Source organism: Vibrio sp. 704 (assembly GCF_033339295.1).
Genome location: NZ_JAWOUH010000099.1, coordinates 1 through 1143, shown reverse-complemented (window position 1 = coordinate 1143; position 1143 = coordinate 1). Strand labels below are relative to the sequence as shown.

Below are 1143 nucleotides of genomic sequence, written 5' to 3'. Positions count from 1 at the left end.
AGTTAGCACCAGCTAAACCTGCAAAAAAAGCTGAAAAAGTTGACCTTGTCAAAGGTCGAGCAAGCTACAGTCGTAAAGGCAGCAATCTTGCTCTCAATCTGAAGAAAGTCGATGACAGCTTGATGGAAGAAATTCTTGCTTTTGTTCAAAGCAAAATGCAATAAAACTAAGCTTTAACGATAACCGCCTTCGGGCGGTTTTTTTATGTCTGCGATCTTGAGCGTGTGGAAGCATGCTCCGTATAGTAGATGTGATAACATGGCGGCAGTTCAACATCGGATAGACCCCATGCACGCACAATCTGAATTTCTATCTTCACTTCAACGCCAATCTCAACATGCTTTTCAACGCTCAGGCATTGTTTTGCAAGGAGAGGCCGATTGGCAAGAGTCCATTCTCTCTGCATTTCTTCAAACTCAAACCACACAACGTTGGTTCTGTGTTGGGGATTGGTCATTCGAGAGTGCCTTTTGTGTTGGAATGAAGCAGGGAAATCGACTACTCGGCAGAGAATGTGATGTGCTGCTGTTTGACGCGCGAAAAGAGTTCGATGCTAATAGCTTTACGTCGGCAATTGGCTCTCTCGTTGGCGGTGGAATGCTACTTGTTGTGACAAATACTGCTCAACCACAACACTTCGCTGAGCGATGGATGCAGACCCAATGGCAAAAGCTGATAGTGCTTGAGCAGGGGAAAGTCATTCCTCAGGTTTCTGAGCTTGCTATTGCGCAGAGAAATACAGAATACATAGAGCAGACTCACGCTGTTTCATTAATCGAGAAAGTGGTGAGTGGGCATCGTAAGCGTCCTTTAGTGCTCACGGCTGATCGCGGTAGAGGTAAAAGCAGCGCGTTAGGTATCGCTTGTGCTCAGTTGTTGCAACACAAGCCGCTGCGTATATTACTTACCGCGCCTTCTATTAACGCTGTTGAGCCAGTCTATCAGCACGCGCAGTGTTTACTTACTGATGCCAAACAGATGAAGAAAGACCGTTTGGAAGTCGGCTATGGGTATATTCAGTTTATTGCGCCTGACGAATTGTTGTCTTCGCTGCCTGAGTGCGATTTGTTGCTAGTCGATGAAGCGGCTGCGATTCCCGTTCCGATGCTCAAACAAATCACCGAGCATTATCATCGTTTGGTC

General features: G+C 46.4%; 1 protein-coding gene and 1 pseudogene. Both read left to right on the top strand.

The window, feature by feature from the left end; genetic code table 11:
• Nucleotides 1-164: pseudogene (locus R7R24_RS24720) on the top strand (chromosome partitioning protein ParB); the annotation flags it as partial.
• A gap of 124 nt (nucleotides 165-288) precedes the next feature.
• Nucleotides 289-1143, top strand: an 855-nt coding sequence (locus R7R24_RS24715; protein ID WP_318119730.1) for a tRNA(Met) cytidine acetyltransferase TmcA domain-containing protein, incomplete at its 3' end; no start/stop codon positions are given.